The following is a 16,526-nucleotide window of genomic DNA, read 5'->3' as shown; positions in this document are numbered from 1 at the left end:
ATCCCCGCGATCGCTTGGCATCTTCCCTAACCTGCGCTAGGTCGAATGACAACGCCCGCGGGGGCCGGCCCGGCCCCTTCGCGACGAGACGCGAGATCGCGACCCATGTTCTTCGGCCTGTTCGGCCCGACCTTCGCCGAAACCACGCACGCCCTCTACGGGTCGATCGTGGCCGAAGCGCGGCGTCCGGTCTTCTACCTCGACCACGCGGTGCCCGACACCACGACCGGTCGCTTCGACATGATGGTGCTGGTCACCGCGCTGGTGCTGCGCCGCCTGCGCGACGAGCCCAAGCCCGCCCCCGGCACCCGCGTGCGCCGCGGCGCGAAGGCGACCGACCCGCACGAGCTCGGCCACCAGCTGCTCGACCTCTTCTTCACCGAGATGGACCGCGCGCTGCGCGAGACCGGCGTCGGCGACGTCTCGGTGGGCAAGCGCATCAAGAAGCTCGCCGCCGCCTACAACGGCCGCGCGATGGCCTATGATGCGGCGCTCGATGCCGGCGACGACGAGGCGCTCGCCGCCGCTCTCGCCCGCAATCTGCTCGCCGGCCTCGACGACCGCTCCGCCGCTCCGGCGCTCGCCGTCTGGGTGCGGGCGGCGGCGGACGTGCTTTCGACCCTTCCCGTCGGCGACGTGCTCGCCGGCCGCATTCCCTGGCCCGCTCCGGCCGCCGCTTCTCCGAGGATCACGCCATGACCGCTCCCGCGCCGACGTCGCCGATCGTCCGCACTCTCGCCGCCCTCGACGTGCCGCCGGCCGGCACCCATGTCGCGATCACCGCCGACGCCGACCTGCGCGCGGCGCTCGCCGCCGCCGCCGAGATCCCGTCGGTCGAGAGCTTCTCGGTCGAGTTCGAGATCAAGCCCTGGGGCCGCGACGGCTTCGCGCTCACCGGCCGGGTGAAGGCCGAAGTGACGCAGGCCTGCGTGGTGTCGCTGGAGCCGGTCCCCGGCCGGGTCGACGAGACCATCTCGATCAAGCTCGTGCCGCCGGAGGGCTTCGCCCGCTGGGAGGAGAAGCAGGACGCGGAAGGGGCGATCGACATCGATCTCTCGGCGGAAGTCCCCGAGATCTTCGAGAACGGCACGATCGATCTCGGCGCCCTGGCGCTCGAACATTTCCTCGTCGGCCTCGATCCCTATCCGCGCAAGGAAGGTGCGGTTTTCGATGCCGAGGCGGTGGGCGTCGGCGAGGGCAGGGCGGAACTCTCGCCCTTCGCCGCACTGGCGCGGCGGGATAAGGAGTGATAGGGGAACGCTCCGAAGTTCTCCACGCGTCCGACCGTCGCTTGCCGCGTCGGTGAAAACGGATATTGTGCCGCCTCCGTCGGGTCGGTCCGACGCCTGTGATTTTCGAGATGTCGAAACAGATCACGATCTCCCTCGATGCGATGGGCGGCGACGCCGGCCCTGACATGGTGATTCCGGGGGCGGCGATCGCGCTCAGGCGGCGTCCCGAACTGCGCTTCCTGCTGCACGGCGACGAAGCCCGTCTGAAGACCCTGCTCGAGGCCCATCCCCAACTCGCCGCCGCCGCCCGCATCGTCCACTCCGACGTCGTGGTGCGCATGGACGACAAGCCGAGCCAGGCGCTGCGCGCCGGCCGCTGGAAGTCGTCGATGTGGAAGGCGATCGAGTCGGTGAAGACCGGCGAGGCCACCGTCTGCGTCTCGGCCGGCAACACCGGCGCCCTGATGGCCATGGCCAAGTTCTGCCTGCGCACGATGGCCGGGATCGAACGCCCGGCCATCGCCGCGATCTGGCCGACGCTGACCGGCGAGACCATCGTGCTCGACGTCGGTGCCACCATCGGCGCCGATGCCCAGCAGCTCGTCGACTTCTCGGTGATGGGCGCCGCCATGGCGCGTGCCGTCCTCCACGTCGAGCGCCCGACCGTCGGGCTCCTCAACGTCGGCGTCGAGGAGGTCAAGGGCAACGAAGAGGTCAAGATGGCCGGCCGCCTGCTCAAGGAGGCCGACATTCCCGAACTCTCCTACGCCGGTTTCGTCGAGGGCGACGACATCGGCCGCGGCAAGGTCCACGTCGTGGTGACGGAGGGCTTCGCCGGCAACATCGCGCTGAAGACCGCCGAAGGTACCGCCCGCCAGTTCGCACAGTATCTGCGCGAGGGCATGAACCGCTCGTGGCTGAACAAGATCGGCTTCGCCATCGCGCGCTCCGCCTTCGACCGGCTGAAGGAGAAGATGGATCCGCGCAAGGTCAACGGCGGCGTCTTCCTCGGCCTCAACGGCGTGATCATCAAGAGCCACGGCGGCGCCGATCCGGAGGGGTTCGCCTCCGCCGTCGCGCTCGCCTGGGACATGGCGGCAGCGGATCTGACCAATCGGATCGTCGAGGGCCTCGCCCATTACCACCGTGTCGGCGTGGTCTCCGCCGTCACGGGCGACACGCGAGGTGACCAGTGAGCATTCTGCGATCCGTCGTCCGCGGCATCGGCTCGTATCTGCCCTCGGAAGTCGTCACCAATGCCGATCTCGCCGAGATCGTCGACACCTCCGACGAGTGGATCGTCGATCGCTCCGGCATCCGCGAGCGTCGTCGTGCCGCCGAGGGCGAGTTCACCTCGCATCTGGCGACCCATGCCGCGCGCGCCGCGCTCGAGGACGCCGGCCTGGGGCCCGATGACATCGACCTCGTCGTCGTCGCCACCGCGACGCCCGACCACACCTTCCCGGCGACGGCCACCCAGGTCCAGGCGGCGCTCGGCATCACCCACGGCTTCGCCTACGACCTCCAGGCGGTCTGCTCCGGCTTCGTCTATGCGCTGGCGACAGCCGACGCCCAGATCAAGGCCGGCCTCGCGCGCCGCGCGCTGGTGATCGGCGCCGAGACCTTCTCGCGCATCCTCGACTGGACCGATCGCACCACCTGCGTGCTGTTCGGCGACGGTGCCGGCGCCGTGGTGCTCGAGGGCCAGTGGTCGGCCGGCACCAACGACGACCACGGCTTCATCGCCGCGCATCTGCGTGCCGACGGCCGCCACTGCGAGAAGCTCTACGTCGACGGCGGCCCGTCGACCACCGGCACCGCCGGCCACCTCCGCATGGAGGGCAAGGAGGTCTTCAAGCACGCCGTCGTCAATCTGGCGGAAGTGACCGAAGAACTCTTCGACCGCACCGGTCTGACGGTCGCCGACGTCGACTGGTTCGTGCCGCATCAGGCCAACCGCCGCATCATCGACGCCACCGGCAAGAAGCTCGGCATCGATCCGGCCAAGGTCGTCGTCACCGTCGACCGCCACGGCAACACCTCGGCCGCCTCGATCCCGCTGGCGCTCGACGTCGCGGTCAAGGACGGGCGGGTCAAGCGCGGCGATCTGGTCGTGCTCGAGGCGATGGGTGGCGGCTTCACCTGGGGTGCGGCACTGCTGCGCTGGTGAGGTGTCGGCGTGCCCGCCGAACGTGCCGATTGCGGCGCGTTGGCCTGTTGACCCACCGGCGGCGAGGTCATAACGTATTGGCGTCACCGCGCATTTCGACCAGGGGCGGTCGGCGGGGAACGCCGTCGGAACGCGGCGCGTCCAGGAGGGAACCGGGCCATGTCGGGCAAGACGATCACGCGTGCCGATCTCTGCGAGGCTGTCTACCAGAAGGTCGGCCTCTCGCGCACCGAGTCCGCCGATCTCGTCGAAATGGTCCTGGGCGAGATTTCCGATTGCCTCGTCGAGGGCGAGTCGGTGAAACTCTCCTCGTTCGGCACTTTCCTGGTTCGCTCCAAGGGTGAGCGTATCGGTCGCAATCCCAAGACCGGCGAGGAAGTGCCGATTTCGCCCCGGCGCGTGATGGTCTTCAAGCCGTCCAACGTGCTGAAGCAGAAGATCAACGAACACCTGGGCGGCGAAGCCGATTGAGGCCCGTCCGCTCTCGGTCCCGTGAGTTTCGCCCGTGGACAAGAGTCCGGACGCGTTCCGCACCATCAGTGAAGTCGCCGGCGACCTCGATCTGCCGCAGCACGTGCTGCGCTTCTGGGAAACCCGCTTCAACCAGATCCGCCCGCTGAAGCGCGGCGGCGGGCGGCGCTATTATCGTCCCGACGACGTCGATCTGCTCAAGGGCATCCGCCACCTGCTCTACGGCGAGGGCTACACCATCCGCGGCGTCCAGCGCATCCTCAAGGAAGAGGGCGTGCGCTTCGTCATGGACGTGTGGCGCGAGGGCGCCCCGCAGCCGCCGCGCGCCGGTCGTGGCGGCGAGACCGACGATGCGGGCTTCGCCCCCGAGGGCCGCGCCGCCCTCCCGGCCCCTGCGGCCTACGCGCCCCCGGTCTATGCACCGCCCGTCTACGCCCCCGGCCCCGAGCCGGTGTTCGACGACGTCGATGCCGCCGACCCGCTCGACGACGACGACCGTCTCGACGTGGTGCCCGATCGCGGCGACGCATCCGATCTCGGCCCCGCCACCGGCCTGCCGGAAGGCCGTGTCGAGCCCTCGCTCGGCACCGATGCCGCCGGCCTCGCCCAGCGCTTCGCGCCGCGGACCCCGCCGGCGACGTCGCTGGTCCAGCCCGCGGGCCCGGCGAGCGTCGTCCCCTTCGACCGTCGCGTCGCTCCGAGCTTCGGCGGATCGGAGGCGCCGGCCTTCTTCGATCGCGCCCGCCCGGCGACGCCGGCCACCGCCGCACCCTCCGCCGAATCCGCCGGCTCCGGCCTGTCGCGCGACGACGTCCGCCGCCTGCAGGCGACGCTGTTCGAGCTGCTCGAGTGCAAGCGTCTGCTCGATCAGGTGCGCTGACGGCGGTTTTCCGCGGTGCCTCGCGACGGCCTTCGTCGCACGTGTGGAGCGTCGCCGGGGGCGGGCCGAAAGGTGTTGCGCCGCCCGGCGAAACAGTCTAGTCAACCACCGTCCGACGACGACGGCCCGGAGCGGCGACGCTTCCCCCTAGGGTCGATCATCGTCTCGGATCCGGACGGGCAGTAGCGCAGCCTGGTTAGCGCACTTGACTGGGGGTCAAGGGGTCGGAGGTTCGAATCCTCTCTGCCCGACCATTCATCCTCGCCATCGACGAAGAAACCGCCCCCTCGGGGCGCGGAGAGCCGTGTCGCGTCGCAGGGCGAAAGTTCGCCGGCGCGTCTTTCCCGGTCCATCGCCTCCTCCGGGCTTCATGGTGAGGTGGCCGACCATCGGTCGGCCCTCGAACCATGAGCGAGGGTACGATAGTCCTGCCCTCGGCTTCGCCCTTCGAGGCCCGGCTTTGCCGGGCACCTCAGGGTGAAGCCGAACGAGAGGTCGAGGTCGGCACCGCGCCTGCCCTCTCCCTCACTCCGCCGCGATGCTCTTCGGCTCGCCGTTGGCGACGAGTTCGGCGATGCGGGCGTCGAGCGCGGCGATCACCGTCTTCGAGAACGGCCGCAGGTGGAGATACATCACCATCTGGAAGCACACGAACTCGAAGGCGCGTGGGTTCCTGCGCAGCGTCGTCAGCGACGTCTTCCAGAACGGCCGCCGCATCTCCGGCTGCTTCACCGTCATGGTCCAGATCAGCCGCCCGAGCAGCCTCAGGTCGCGCAGCAGCAGGCGGGGATAGATCTTGATCCAGTAGGTCGGCCGGTCGAGCGCCAGCCCGACGTGGAGGGCGCGGGCGAAGAACTCCTCGGGTGAGAAGATCGTGCGGATGATCTCGCGATAGTCGCGCAGGATGTCGACCGCCGGGCGCTTGGGCACGAAGTTGAGGCCGCCGAAACAGTGGTCGGGCGGGATCTCCTCCGGATCGGGCAGCAGGCGCCCCTCGGCCTCGAGCCGGCGGCGCATCTGCGTGGCGGGCAGGGCGGTCAGCAGGCCCACCATGGCGACCGGGATCGAGGTCTCGCGCACGCAGGCGATCATCTCCTCGGCGACGCTTCCCGCCTCGGTGTCGAAGCCGACGATGAAGCCGGCGACGACGAACATGCCGGCGCCGTAGATGCGATGGACCGAGGCGGCGATGTCGCGCCGGGTGTTCTGCTTCTTCTGCGCCGAGACGAGCGTCTCGGTGTCCGGGCTCTCGATGCCGACGAAGACGACGAAGAAGTTGCAGGCCTTCATCAGGGCGAGCAACTCGGGATCGTCGGAGAGGTTGAGCGAGGCCTCGGTCGAGAAGGCGAAGGGCCATTCACGCTCCTTCTGCCAGGCCGCCAGCACCGGCAGGAAACGCCTCAGCGCCTTCTTGTTGCCGATCAGGTTGTCGTCGACGAAGTCGACGTGGCCGCGATAGCCCATGTCGTAGAGCCGTTGCAGCTCGGCGATCATCTGCTCGTTGGTCTTCGGCCGCGGTACCCGGCCGTAGATCTCGATGATGTCGCAGAACTCGCAGGTGAAGGGGCAGCCGCGCGAGAACTGCACGCCGACATAGAGATAATGCGAGAAGTCTATCAGGTCGAAGCGCGGGATCGGCGCCTTCGTGATGTCGGCAGAGCCCGACGGCGCCTCGAAGGTGCCGGAGCGCGCGCCCGACACCCAGGCGGCGACGAAGGCGTCCATCAGCCCCTCGGCCTCGCCGAGCACGCGGAAGTCGGCCGCTTCGTAGACCTCTGGGCAGGCCATCGGATCGGGACCGCCGACGACCACCGGCTTGCCGGCGGCGCGGATCCGCTTCATCAGCCGCAGCGTGTCGTCGCGCTGGGGCAGCATGCCGCCGGTCATCACCATGTCGGCCCAGGCGAGGTCGGCGTCGGAGAGCTCTTCGGCGTTGCGGTCGACGAGGCGGAAGTTCCAGGTCTGCGGCAGCAGTGCCGCCACGGTGATGAGGCCGAGCGGCGGGCAGCTCGCCTTGGCGCCCCAAAGCTCGCAGGCCGCCGTCATGCTCCAGAAGGAGTTGGCGACGAAGCGCGGGAAGACGAGGAGGACGTTGGGCTCGGTCATCGGGGCTCCACGATCGCGCGGCGGCAACGGCCACCCATTCGTGAATACCCTAACATCGTTCCGTGACGCCCCGGCAAGAGGCGATTTCGGGCAATCGCTCGCCAAGCGGGTGCGGTCGCTTCGAGAGCGGGCTTCAGCCGACGCTGGCGGAGGGGGCAGCCTCGCGCGACGGCCACAGCTGGACGAGCAGCACCGCGGCGAAGATCGCGACCGCGCCGGCCCATTGCGCCGTCGAGAAACGGTCGCCGAGCATCGCCCAACCGAAGACGGCGGCGAGCGGCGCCTCGGTCGAGAAGATGATCGCCGCGTCGGAGGCGGTGGCGTGGCGCTGGGCGATCGCCTGGAGCGAATAGCCGATCACGCCGGAGACGAGGCCCGTGTAGGCGAGCTCCCACCCGGCGGTGCGGATCGCCTCCCACGAGATCGGCTCGAAGGCGACGGCCCAGCCGCCGCAGGCGACGACCATCACCAGACCTTCGACGGCGACCAGCAGCATCGGCCGGTCGACCCGGCGCACGACGATGCCGATCAGCACGATCTGTAGGGCCCAGCCGGCGGCACTGACGGTGAGGAGGAGATCGCCGAGGACGAAGCTGCCGGTGAGCCCGCCCGACAGTAGCCACGCCCCGGCGAGCCCGAGGAGGGCGGCCGGCCACACTGCCATGCCGGGGCGCTCGTGGGTGATCGCCACCGCCACGAACGGGGTGAAGAGGATGTAGAGCGAGGTCAGGAAGCCGGCATTGGCGACCGAGGTCGTCAGAAGTGCCGTCTGCTGCAACGCGTTGCCGGCGAAGAAGACGAGCCCGACCGCCACGATCAGCCCGAGCGAGCGCCGGTCGATCGGCCGCGGCGCGTGCCGCGCCTCGCGTAGCGCCAGCGGCACGATGATCGCGCTCGACACGACGAAGCGCAGCGTCAGGAACCACATCGGCGTCAGCACGGCCATCGCCGTCTGCTGGGGCACGAAGGCGAGACCCCAGATGGCGGCGGCGGCGAGCAACAGGAGATTGGCCGTGGAGCGGTTCATGGGTCTCGGCAGGTTGGGCGGTGGATCTCCCACTTCTCTGCCGTACCGGTGACGCCCTGTCGATAGGTCGGGGTCACTTTTGTGTGACGATCGCTCGAGAAGAGCGGTCGTCGCGGGCCGCCCGCCGGTCGGGCGGCCGAGGCATCGTCGGAGCGGCGCCAGTCGAAGACGAGCGTCTCGCGGAAGGCGAAGCGGGCGAGATGGCGGGCGACGACGTCCTCGAGCTCGCCGATGCGGGCGTCGTCGTCGGTCTCGAGGACGATGGTCAGCACGTGGTCGCTCGCCGCGAGCCGCGCCGTCCCGAAGGGGAAGGCGATCGAGCCGCGCTCGGCCGTCGCCTCCGCCGGAACCTTGTGGGCGAAGTGCTTGCAGAGCTGCTGCAGGTACTTCGAGGCCACGTCGGTGAGGATGGTGCATTCCGATCGCGTCATGGGCACCTCTCAGAGCTGCTCGATGCGCGCGGCAGTCTCGTCGAGCAGGGCGACGAGGGCGGCGGTCTCGCCGTCGCCGAGGCGACCCGAGGCGAGCTTGAGGCGGAGCGCCAGCTTGAAGTTCTCGACGGCGCGCACGATGCGCGGGTCGCGTTCCGACGAGCGGGCGGTGCCGGCCTCGTTCATCCGGGCGAGCATGGCGTCGACCTGCGTCTGATTGGCGGCGAGGGTCTCGCGGCCGGCGTCGGTGACGGCATAGAGCTTCTTGGCGCCGTCCTGCGAGGCGACGACGATCTGGCCGGTCTCCTCGAGCAACGTCAGCGTCGGATAGACCACGCCGGCGGAGGGCACGTAGGCGCCGCCCATGCGATCCTCGATCGCCTTGATGATCTCGTAGCCGTGGCGCGGCTCCTCGGCGATCATCGCCAGGAGAACGAGGCGCAGGCCGCCGTGGCCGAAGAAGCGTCCGCCGCCGCGCCCACCGCGTCCGCCGCCGCGCCCGAAGAGCCCGCCGAACGGGCCACCGCGCCCCCGCGCCTCGTCTCCGTCCCAGGCCATGCGTTCACGATGGCCGCATTCCGCGCCGCCGTCGGGCGCGTCGTGGTGCCGACCCCAGAAACCGCGGCCCATGCGCCGCATGTGATGTCCGAACATGTGTTCGATCCTTTCGATGTGTTCCATCGATCGTCCATGTGACGTTCGATAGGTTTAGATATATCGAAATAGTATCGAAATGCAAGTTTCGAAATTCACGCCCCGCGATCACGGCTGCGTGAACGCATCTCCCACCGCCGCTTGCCGACCGCCGCGAGGCCGAGGCAGAGCGCGATCAACCCGGCGATCGCCGAGGCCGGGGGACGGTCGGCCCAGTCGAGATTGCCGGCGGCGATGAAGGCGAGCGGCCGCTGCGTCTTCACCGCGAACCAGAAGAGCTCGACGCTAGCCGCCCCCGCCGCTGCGAAGACGGTGGCCGCCGCGACCGCGCCGAGCCCAGGTTCGCCGCGGTCTGCCGCGACGCGGACGGCGAGGCCGCCGATCGCCAGCCCGGCGATCATCGCCGCCGGCGCCGGATCGAGACGGATCTGCAGGAAGTAGTGGGCGAGGCCGAGGATGGCGATCGGGTGGACGAGCCCGTGCAGCCGCCCCCAGCGTGCGCCGCCGAGGCGACGGATCGACCCGTCGGTCGAGGTGATCGTCAGCGCCAGAAGCCCGACGAAGGCGACGAAGCCCATCGTCAGATAGGGCCGAATGGCGATCTCGGTCGCCACCTTGGCCATGTCGAAGGCCTGATCGGCGGCGTAGAGCACGAGGTGCAGCGTCGTCCACAGGAAGGCCGTCACGCCGATCATCCGCCTGAGCCCGACGAGCTTCGACCAGCCCGACAGTCGCCGGAGCGGCGTCACGGCGATCGAGGCGATCAGCGTCTCGATCGCCCGGGCGCCGCAGAAGCGCAGGGTCTCGGTCAGTGGCCGTGGCCCGAGGTCGCCGGTCGCGGTGCGGAAGGCGAGCCAGAGGAGGGGGGCGACGAGGACGACGAGCGTCGCGACGCGGAGGGCCGAGAGGCGGCCGTTGCGGTCGCGCCACGGGGCGAGGGAGGCGGGCAGAGAGGGCATCGGGTCTCGCGGGATTGGGACGACATCGCTTCTACGCCGCGACGCCGTCCTCCGTTTCATCACGTCCGCGCGATTCCGGCCATCCCGTCCCGCTCATGCGGCGATCACGAATGTCGGTTCGTGGCGGACGGGGAAGGCGACGGACCGCGCAATGAAGCAGACCTCGCCGATCCGGTGGTGCAACGCCTCGGCAAGCCCCAGATCCGCCCCCGCCTTCACCGTGATGGTCGGCCGCAGCACCGCCTCGACGAAACGCCCGGCACCGCCGGCCGTGACCTCGCCGATGCCGACGGGTTCGTCGACATAGTCGGTGACGACGATGCCGGCATCGGCGGCGTAGTGCAGGTACCACAGCATGTGGCAGGCCGAGAGGGCGGAGATCAGCAGATCCTCCGGGTTGGGCTTCATCGGATCGCCGCCCAGCTGCGGATCGTTCGAGCAGTGGACGACCGGCCGGCCCGGAACGGCGATGTCCCAGGTGCGGTCATAGGCGCGATAATGCGCCGTGCCATCGCCGCAATTGCCGGTCCACACGATGCGGGAGGAAAAGCGATGGTCCATGGCGCGCTCCTTGTCGTCGAGTCGATATACATGTATCAATGTATACATTGATGGGAGATGCAAGCATGGATCCGTTCGAGACGCTGCGCGGCGAGATCCTCTCCGGCCGCCTGCCGCCGGGGACGCTGCTGCTGCAGGGCGATCTGGCGCGCCGTTTCGGCGTCAGCCGCATTCCGGTGCGCGATCTGCTCCAGCGCCTCGCCGCCGCCCGCCTCGTCACGGTCGAGCCCAACCGCGGCGCCCGCGTCGTCTCGCTGTCGCGCGCCGAGCTGGAAGAGATCTGGGACATGCGGGTGCTGCTCGAGGCCGATCTCGTGGCCCGCGCCACGCGTCTCGCCATGCCCGCCGACCACGACGCGCTCGCCCATGCCCTGCGCCGCTCCGATCTCGAGGCCGGGCGTCCCGGCTGGCGCGAGGGCGACCTCTTCTTCCACGAGACGCTCCACGCCGTCGCCCGTCGGCCGCGGCAGGCGGCGTTGGTGCGCGAGTTGCGCGAGACCTGCGCCCTCCATGCCGCCGGCTACGACGACCTCGTCGCCGAGACGCCGCGCTGGCTCGCCGATCATGCCGCGATCGTCGCGGCCTTCAGCGCCGGCGATGCGGAAGCGGCTGCAACCGCCGTCGCCGCCCATGTCGCCGCCGCCGGTGCCTGCCTCCTCGCCCGCATGGGCGCGCGCGACGAAGCCGCCTCCTGATGCGGCCCGAGTGCCCGCCGAACGGGCTGGACCGTTTTTGCGGCACCTCCTAAGCTCCGAAGACACGGCCTGCGCGTCGCGGGCGGAACGGAGGGTCGTCGCGTGGATTTTCTGCTGCTCTTCCTCAAGTCCGCCGGCATCGGCGTGGCGGTCGCCGCGCCCGTCGGCCCGATGAGCCTGCTCTGCATGCGCCGGACGTTGACGCAGGGCTGGCGCTGGGGGCTCGCCACCGGCGGCGGCATCGCCTGCGGCGACGCGATCTATGCCGCGGTCGCCGCCCTCGGCCTCGCCGGCGTCTCTGCCTTCGTGCTGGCCTGGGAGAAGCAGCTCCACCTCGCCGCCGGCCTGTTCCTGATCTGGCTGGGGCTGAAGACGTTCTTCACCAAGGACGACGGCCACGTCGCCGAGGCCGGCATCGCCGGCACGCCCGCCGCCGCCTTCCTCGGCTCGATCGCCCTGACGCTGACCAACCCGCCGACCATCGTCATGTTCGCCGCGGTCTTCACCGCGCTCGCCCCGACGACCGGCTTCGACCCCGTCACGGCGCTCGCCACCGTCTCGGGTGTGCTCGCCGGCTCGTTCCTGTGGTGGGTCGGCGTCGTCGCCGCCGTCTCTGGCCTGCGCGCCGCGCTCGGCCGTCGCGTGCGGCTGTGGATCGACCGCGTCGCCGGCGTCGTCCTCGCCGTCCTCGGCGCCGACCAGATCCGCCGCGCCTGATCGATCGTGCCGCGACAAAGGCGAAGAGCCCCCGCCGGGCGGACCGGTCGGGGGCTCTCGTCGTCTCGGGGAGTGCTTCGGCTCAGTAGGCGTTCTTCGTGTCGAGCAGCCGGAAGGGCGTCAGCGCCAGGATCTTGATGTCGAACAGGATCGACCAGTTCTCGATGTAGTAGATGTCGTGCTCGATGCGCTTGCGGATCTTCTCCGGCGTGTCGATCTCGCCGCGCCAGCCGTTGATCTGCGCCCAGCCGGTGATGCCGGGCTTGACCTTGTGGCGGGCGAAGTAACCGTCGACCACGTTGTCCCACATGCGGTTCTCGGTCTGCGCCATGATCGCGTGCGGGCGCGGGCCGACCAGCGAGAGCTCGCCGGAGAGCACGTTGAAGAGCTGCGGCAACTCGTCGATCGAGGTCTTGCGGATGAAGCGGCCGACCGGCGTGACGCGCGGATCGCCCTTGGTCACCGCCTGCTTGACGTCGGCATCGCAGAGATCGACGTACATCGAGCGGAACTTCCACACCGAGATGACCTCGTTGTTGAAGCCGAACCGCTTCTGGCGGAAGAAGATCGGCCCCTTCGACGTCGCCTTGACGGCGATCGCCGCAGCGACCATCAGCGGCGCCAGCGCCACGAGGGCCAGCGTGCCGACGACGAGATCGAAGATCCGCTTCGACACCGCGTCCCAGTCGGCGAGCGGCTTGTCGACGACGTCGATGAAGGGCAGCGAGCCTTCGTAGGTGTAGTTGCGCGGCCGGAACTTCAGCTTGTCGGCATGGGCCGAGAGGCGGATGTCGACCGGCAGCACCCAGAGCTTGCGCAGCATCTGCTGGACGCGCAGCGCGGCGGTGATCGGCAGCGCCACGATCAGCATGTCGAGCTTGACGATGCGGCCGAACTCGACGAGCTCCGGCACCGTGCCGAGCTTCGGATAGCCCTCGACCATCGCCGGCGAGCGTTCGTCGTCGCGGTCGTCGAAGATTCCGCAGATGCGGATGTCGTTGTCGCGCTGCGCCTCGAGGCCGCGGATGACCTCTTCGGCGAGCTTGCCGCCGCCGACGATGACGGCGCGCCGCTCGAGCCGTCCGTCGCGGGTCCAGCCGACCACCAGCCGGGTCAGAACCGCCCGCGAAGCGAAGAACCAACCCACGCCGCCGACGAACCAACGCGCGACGAGGAGCCCTTCGCTGCCTTCCATCCGGCCGGTGAAGAAGGCGAGCGCCGCCGCACCGGCGAAGAGCATGCCCCAGGCGGCCAGAACTCGGCCGAGCTGCGAGGCGAAGTTGCGGAAGGCGGCGATCTGGTAGCCCTCGAGCGCCTGCACGAAGAGCACGGCGAGCGCCGCGCCGATACCGACGGCCGCGGTGCGGATGCCGTCGTCGAAACCGCCGGCGATGGCGAGCGTCGTCAGTCCGAGTGCCGCCAGCGCGACGAAGTCGAGCGCACGCACCGAGCCGGCGAGCAGTCGCCGCGAGATCGGTCGATCGGAGAACAGCGCCGCCACCTCGCGCGCCTGATCCGACAGCGTCGCCGCCTTGCGCGGTGCCTCGGGCACCGCGTCGAAGGCGGCCGGACCGTCGCCGCCGAGCGCGGCGAGGTCGACGCTCTGTCGATAGAGGGTCTTCGGGTCGATCTGTTTCATGCCCGTCTCCGGTCGTCCTGCCCCGTCGAGCGCCCCCACGCCCGCCGCTTCCGCAGCCAAGGCCTGAGCCGGGCGCGGAACCACCTCTCGTTCGGCCCGGATCATGGGCGCGGAACGGTGAAAGGCGCGTTGATGGACACGCCGGAAAAGCCCGGAATTTCGAGCGGTTTCGAATATGGTTGAGAAAGTTCTCAAGGATTCTGACGCCGCGGCAGAGTTGCCCGCCGAAGGCCTCGTCAGAACAACCGTTCGCGGACGTAGATCGTGTCGCCCGGACGGATCGGGTCGGTGACCGGCACCCGGCCGACCAGGACCTCGCCGTTGATCTGGCGGGTGACGTCGAGTGTGCGCTGGTCGGCGCGTGCCGAGTAGCCGCCGGCGATGGCGACGGCGGTCTGGGCGGTCATGCCGGCGACGTAGGGGTACTGACCGGCGTTCTTGACCTCGCCCATGATGAAGAAGGGGCGATACTGGTCGATGTCGACCGAGACGTCGGGGGTACGCAGGTAGCCGCCGTTGCGCAGCCGGGCGGCGATGTCGCGCTCGAGCTCGGGCGCCTTGCGGCCGCGCGCCGGCACGCCGCCGATCAGCGGCATCGAGATGTTGCCCGAGGCGTCGACCGTATAGACGTTGGTGAGGTTGGCCTGATCGAACACGGTGATGCGCAGGCGGTCGCCGGCATCGAACGTGTAGGGCTGGTTCAGCACCTCGTGGAAGGCCGGCGCCGGGCGCACGTAGCCCGAGCACCCCGCCAGGAGGCCCGCCACGAGCAGAACTTGCGCCAAACGAACCAACATCACGCGATCCTTCGATTCCGTCACGTCGGGAGATTGGGCGGATATGGTTAATGAACGTTGAACCCGCGCCCCGCGTCGTTCTGTCGATGTCCCCGATCATGGTTAACGCGATGCTAACCAGCCTCTCGCAAGTTGGGGGAAGAGGAGACGGCGGACGATGTCGCTGAGCGATTCACAGACCACCACCATCGATCTCGGCACCGCCCGCGACGCGGTCGCCGCCGCGCGCGGCCGGATCCTCGCCGTGGCCCTCGCCGCCGGTCTCGCCGGCGCCGGCTGGGCGGCGAGCCGGCCCGAGCCGTCGCTGGTGGAGGCGCGCGTCCAGCTCTCCGCACCCGCCCGTCCCGCATCCGCCGCCGCGACCGAGGCCGAAGGGGAGGGGGCGACCGCCGCTTCCCTCGACGATCGCCTGATCGCCGCCCAGCTCGAACTCTTCGGTTCGCCCGATTTCCTCGATCGCGTCGCCGCCGACGACGACGAGGCCGACCCCCGCGTTGCCACCCGCGAACGCGAACACCGCGTCGGTCTGCTGCGCGACCATCTCGCCGTCCGCCGCGCCGCCGTGCCCGGCCAGCTCGTGCTCGAGATCCGCACCACCGAGACCGACACCGCCCGGCGTCTGCTGGAAGGCCTGCATCGCCGCCATGTCGCCGTCCTCGCCGAGACCGCCGAGCGCGTCCGCGCCGAGGTCGAACGCGGCTTCGCCCTCGAACTCGGCACCGCCCGCGCCGCCGCCGTCGAGGCACGGTCGCTCGCCGCCGCCACCACGGCGTCGACCCCGATGCCGCTCGAACGCGCCGATCGCCTCGCGCTCGCCGCCGAACGCCACGAGGCGGAACAGACGGTCGAGCGCCTGCGCAAGTTCGCCGCCTCCGGCGACGTCGAGCGCGCCATGGACAGCGCCGCGACGCCGATGCTCGCCCGTCTGCGCGACCGCCGCGCCGCGCTGCGCGCCCGTATCGCCGAACTGTCGGTGACCTATCTCGAGAAGCACCCGCTGCTGAAGGACGCCAACGAGCAGATGGCGGCGCTGCGCGTCGAGGCGAAGGCCGAGCTGCCGCGCGCGCTCGCCGCCCGCAAGGCCACACTCGCCGAGATCGATCGTCGCATCGCCGACCTCGCCGCCGAGACCACCGCCAACGTCCCCGCCGCGACGCCCACGGCTTCCGCCGATCCCGCAACCGCCGCCGATGCCGTCGTGGCGGCGGTTGCCGCCCGGCGCGAGACGGCCGTTGCCGAGGCGCTCGCCCGCGAGACGGTCGAAGCACGGCTCGTCGAACCGCCCGCGGTGGTCGAAGGCCCGTCGCCGCTGCGTCCGCTGATCTGGGGTGCCGTCGCCGCCGCCTTCGGCCTCTTCGTCGGCTTCCTCGTCACTGCCCTGCGCGGCGCGCGCCGGCCGGTCGCCGAACGGGGCGACGTCGAACCGACCTTCGACACACCTGCCGAATACGCCGAAACCGCCGACGTTGTCGGCGACGACGCCGAAACGCTCGCCGTCGAACCCGCGCCCGAGGCGATCGTCGCGCCGACCCCGCCGGTCTCTGCCCCCGCCGTCTTCGCCCCGCCGCGCCGCGGCCCGGTCTCCGACGTGCTCGATCTCGAAGCCCGCGCGGTCGCCTACGAGCGTCTCTCGAGCGGGCTGGTCGGCGGCCTGCGTCGTCGCATCACCGCCGAGATCGGCCGCCGCGGCCGCATCGTCGTCGCCTCGACGTCGGATGCCGCCAGGGCGCTCGGCGCGGCCCGTGCGCTTTCCGCCGACATCGCCCGTTCGGGCGCGACCGTCGGTCTGGTCGAGGAACTGGCGCTCGCCGACATCGTCGACGGCCGCGTCGGCTGCTCCGCAGCGATCCGACCGGATGCCGCGACCGGCGTCTGGGTTCTGGCCGGTGCCTCTCGCCGCCTGCGCGACGCCGAACTGGAAACCGCGCGGACGGCGGCCCTGCTCGACGCCCTCGCCGAGACCTGGAACGTTCTGGTGATCGATGCCGGGCGCCTCGCCGCCGGCCCCGGCATGGCGGCACTGATCGCCGGCGCCGACGCGGTGATCCTCGCCGAGGATGCCTCCGACGATCCGCGTGCGCTCGCCGCCTTCGACGGGCTCGACGCCGCCGGCCGTTCGGTCTGGCTGCTCGACCCGCCGGTCACGACCGCGTCCGCACGCCGTCCGCTCGCCGCCTGAGGCGGGGC

The 16,526-nt window shown here is 70.3% G+C and carries 17 protein-coding genes and 1 tRNA gene; 10 read left to right on the top strand and 8 right to left on the bottom strand.

Annotated elements, in window-relative coordinates:
- Window positions 1–105: 105 nt before the first annotated feature.
- The 7 genes from ACT53U_RS05945 to ACT53U_RS05915 all read left to right on the top strand — a co-directional run bounded on the left by ACT53U_RS05945 (window position 106) and on the right by ACT53U_RS05915 (window position 5,007).
- On the top strand, window positions 106–699 hold the full coding sequence (locus ACT53U_RS05945; RefSeq protein WP_476153511.1) for a ubiquinol-cytochrome C chaperone family protein: 594 nt from the start codon (window positions 106–108) through the stop codon (window positions 697–699).
- Complete coding sequence (locus tag ACT53U_RS05940) at window positions 696–1,250, top strand: YceD family protein (protein WP_476153510.1); 555 nt, start codon at window positions 696–698, stop codon at window positions 1,248–1,250. Before ACT53U_RS05945 ends, ACT53U_RS05940 begins: the two co-directional genes overlap by 4 nt.
- Window positions 1,251–1,360: 110 nt before the next feature.
- Window positions 1,361–2,428 carry a phosphate acyltransferase PlsX gene (plsX, locus tag ACT53U_RS05935; RefSeq protein ID WP_476153509.1) on the top strand — a complete coding sequence of 356 codons (1,068 nt, stop codon included), beginning with the start codon at window positions 1,361–1,363 and terminating at the stop codon, window positions 2,426–2,428.
- Between the two features lie 2 nt (window positions 2,429–2,430).
- Window positions 2,431–3,402 (top strand): beta-ketoacyl-ACP synthase III, encoded by a 972-nt coding sequence (locus tag ACT53U_RS05930; RefSeq protein WP_476153997.1) that lies wholly within the window; start codon window positions 2,431–2,433, stop codon window positions 3,400–3,402.
- A gap of 159 nt (window positions 3,403–3,561) precedes the next feature.
- Window positions 3,562–3,873, top strand: a complete 312-nt coding sequence (locus tag ACT53U_RS05925) for an integration host factor subunit alpha (protein WP_476153508.1) — start codon at window positions 3,562–3,564, stop codon at window positions 3,871–3,873.
- Window positions 3,874–3,907: 34 nt separating this feature from the next.
- Window positions 3,908–4,753, top strand: a complete 846-nt coding sequence (locus tag ACT53U_RS05920; RefSeq protein WP_476153507.1) for a MerR family transcriptional regulator — start codon at window positions 3,908–3,910, stop codon at window positions 4,751–4,753.
- 176 nt (window positions 4,754–4,929) lie between these two features.
- A tRNA-Pro gene (locus tag ACT53U_RS05915) sits at window positions 4,930–5,007 on the top strand.
- 271 nt (window positions 5,008–5,278) lie between these two features.
- Here the strand turns inward: ACT53U_RS05915 and ACT53U_RS05910 are convergent.
- The 6 genes from ACT53U_RS05910 to ACT53U_RS05885 form a co-directional block, all read right to left on the bottom strand.
- The gene (locus tag ACT53U_RS05910) at window positions 5,279–6,859 is read right to left on the bottom strand and encodes a B12-binding domain-containing radical SAM protein (RefSeq protein WP_476153506.1); all 1,581 of its coding nucleotides are present in this window, start codon (window positions 6,857–6,859) and stop codon (window positions 5,279–5,281) included.
- Between the two features lie 133 nt (window positions 6,860–6,992).
- A complete protein-coding gene (locus tag ACT53U_RS05905) occupies window positions 6,993–7,886 on the bottom strand; it encodes a DMT family transporter (RefSeq protein WP_476153505.1) in 894 nt (297 codons plus the stop codon).
- Complete coding sequence (locus tag ACT53U_RS05900; RefSeq protein WP_476153504.1) at window positions 7,883–8,317, bottom strand: DUF2218 domain-containing protein; 435 nt, start codon at window positions 8,315–8,317, stop codon at window positions 7,883–7,885. Before ACT53U_RS05900 ends, ACT53U_RS05905 begins: the two co-directional genes overlap by 4 nt.
- A gap of 9 nt (window positions 8,318–8,326) precedes the next feature.
- Window positions 8,327–8,971 (bottom strand): PadR family transcriptional regulator, encoded by a 645-nt coding sequence (locus ACT53U_RS05895; protein ID WP_476153503.1) that lies wholly within the window; start codon window positions 8,969–8,971, stop codon window positions 8,327–8,329.
- A gap of 95 nt (window positions 8,972–9,066) precedes the next feature.
- Window positions 9,067–9,930: a protein-methionine-sulfoxide reductase heme-binding subunit MsrQ gene (locus tag ACT53U_RS05890; RefSeq protein WP_476153502.1), complete on the bottom strand. Its 864-nt coding sequence runs from the start codon at window positions 9,928–9,930 to the stop codon at window positions 9,067–9,069.
- A 93-nt stretch (window positions 9,931–10,023) separates the two neighbouring features.
- The gene (locus tag ACT53U_RS05885) at window positions 10,024–10,491 is read right to left on the bottom strand and encodes an OsmC family protein (RefSeq protein WP_476153501.1); all 468 of its coding nucleotides are present in this window, start codon (window positions 10,489–10,491) and stop codon (window positions 10,024–10,026) included.
- Between the two features lie 65 nt (window positions 10,492–10,556).
- On the opposite strand from ACT53U_RS05885, the gene ACT53U_RS05880 reads away from it, so the two are divergent.
- Together ACT53U_RS05880 and ACT53U_RS05875 are read left to right on the top strand one after the other, a co-directional pair.
- Entirely contained in the window at window positions 10,557–11,186 is a 630-nt protein-coding gene (locus tag ACT53U_RS05880) for a GntR family transcriptional regulator (protein ID WP_476153500.1), read from the top strand.
- Between the two features lie 102 nt (window positions 11,187–11,288).
- Window positions 11,289–11,903, top strand: a complete 615-nt coding sequence (locus tag ACT53U_RS05875; RefSeq protein WP_476153499.1) for a LysE family translocator — start codon at window positions 11,289–11,291, stop codon at window positions 11,901–11,903.
- 82 nt (window positions 11,904–11,985) lie between these two features.
- Here ACT53U_RS05875 and ACT53U_RS05870 read toward each other — a convergent pair whose 3' ends face one another.
- Both ACT53U_RS05870 and ACT53U_RS05865 read right to left on the bottom strand, forming a co-directional pair.
- Entirely contained in the window at window positions 11,986–13,542 is a 1,557-nt protein-coding gene (locus tag ACT53U_RS05870) for an undecaprenyl-phosphate glucose phosphotransferase (RefSeq protein ID WP_476153498.1), read from the bottom strand.
- Between the two features lie 236 nt (window positions 13,543–13,778).
- Window positions 13,779–14,339 (bottom strand): polysaccharide biosynthesis/export family protein, encoded by a 561-nt coding sequence (locus ACT53U_RS05865; protein ID WP_476153497.1) that lies wholly within the window; start codon window positions 14,337–14,339, stop codon window positions 13,779–13,781.
- Window positions 14,340–14,496: 157 nt separating this feature from the next.
- Between ACT53U_RS05865 and ACT53U_RS05860 the strand changes: the two genes are divergently transcribed.
- Window positions 14,497–16,518 (top strand): GumC domain-containing protein, encoded by a 2,022-nt coding sequence (locus ACT53U_RS05860; RefSeq protein WP_476153496.1) that lies wholly within the window; start codon window positions 14,497–14,499, stop codon window positions 16,516–16,518.
- Window positions 16,519–16,526: the final 8 nt, after the last annotated feature.

This window comes from Pinisolibacter sp. DMC19 (genome assembly GCF_056313985.1).
Note: the sequence above shows the minus strand (reverse complement) of the source record. Positions and strands in the feature narration are given on the sequence as shown.

Bases quoted from the DNA above. Each gene is read 5' to 3' on its own strand.
- ACT53U_RS05945 (WP_476153511.1), top strand. From the start codon at position 106: ATGTTCTTCGGCCTGTTCGGCCCGACCTTCGCCGAAACCACGCACGCC.
- ACT53U_RS05940 (WP_476153510.1), top strand. From the start codon at position 696: ATGACCGCTCCCGCGCCGACGTCGCCGATCGTCCGCACTCTCGCCGCC.
- plsX (WP_476153509.1), top strand. From the start codon at position 1,361: ATGTCGAAACAGATCACGATCTCCCTCGATGCGATGGGCGGCGACGCC.
- ACT53U_RS05925 (WP_476153508.1), top strand. From the start codon at position 3,562: ATGTCGGGCAAGACGATCACGCGTGCCGATCTCTGCGAGGCTGTCTAC.
- ACT53U_RS05910 (WP_476153506.1), bottom strand. From the start codon at position 6,859: ATGACCGAGCCCAACGTCCTCCTCGTCTTCCCGCGCTTCGTCGCCAAC.
- ACT53U_RS05905 (WP_476153505.1), bottom strand. From the start codon at position 7,886: ATGAACCGCTCCACGGCCAATCTCCTGTTGCTCGCCGCCGCCGCCATC.
- ACT53U_RS05900 (WP_476153504.1), bottom strand. From the start codon at position 8,317: ATGACGCGATCGGAATGCACCATCCTCACCGACGTGGCCTCGAAGTAC.
- ACT53U_RS05895 (WP_476153503.1), bottom strand. From the start codon at position 8,971: ATGTTCGGACATCACATGCGGCGCATGGGCCGCGGTTTCTGGGGTCGG.
- ACT53U_RS05890 (WP_476153502.1), bottom strand. From the start codon at position 9,930: ATGCCCTCTCTGCCCGCCTCCCTCGCCCCGTGGCGCGACCGCAACGGC.
- ACT53U_RS05885 (WP_476153501.1), bottom strand. From the start codon at position 10,491: ATGGACCATCGCTTTTCCTCCCGCATCGTGTGGACCGGCAATTGCGGC.
- ACT53U_RS05880 (WP_476153500.1), top strand. From the start codon at position 10,557: ATGGATCCGTTCGAGACGCTGCGCGGCGAGATCCTCTCCGGCCGCCTG.
- ACT53U_RS05870 (WP_476153498.1), bottom strand. From the start codon at position 13,542: ATGAAACAGATCGACCCGAAGACCCTCTATCGACAGAGCGTCGACCTC.
- ACT53U_RS05865 (WP_476153497.1), bottom strand. From the start codon at position 14,339: ATGTTGGTTCGTTTGGCGCAAGTTCTGCTCGTGGCGGGCCTCCTGGCG.
- ACT53U_RS05860 (WP_476153496.1), top strand. From the start codon at position 14,497: ATGTCGCTGAGCGATTCACAGACCACCACCATCGATCTCGGCACCGCC.